This window comes from Bacillus sp. SIMBA_031 (genome assembly GCF_046535225.1).
Lineage (GTDB): Bacteria > Bacillota > Bacilli > Bacillales > Bacillaceae > Bacillus > Bacillus velezensis.
This window is the reverse complement of sequence record NZ_JAWRXC010000171.1, coordinates 1-277: the sequence shown is the minus strand read 5'-3', so window position 1 is coordinate 277 and position 277 is coordinate 1. Positions and strand designations below refer to the sequence as shown.

Annotated in this window: 1 protein-coding gene; it reads right to left on the bottom strand. The window is 39.4% G+C overall.

Annotated elements, in window-relative coordinates; translation table 11 throughout:
• On the bottom strand, window positions 1–277 hold a 277-nt coding region (locus SB724_RS19930), incomplete at both ends, for a hypothetical protein (protein WP_410572548.1).

Sequence of the window (277 nt, the reverse complement as noted above, 5' to 3'; positions counted from 1 at the left end):
CAGATAAAAAAGATTCTGTTACCTGGGAATAGCCTACCTGCCCGCCATTGTTAAAGCTTGACATGGGTTGTATCCTGTTTGACAGTTGTCCTACTACCATGGGAATATTTCCATATTTTTTCATAATGAGCATATAGTCAGGAATTCCTAAAAGCTTTCCGGAGGTTGTACCATTATCCAAGGTATAGGTAAATTTTCTTTTGGTAATCTTTCCATTGTTGTCATTGGTCTCAATGCCGGAAATTCTTCGCCCTCCTCCCACAAAGCTATTAAGAGA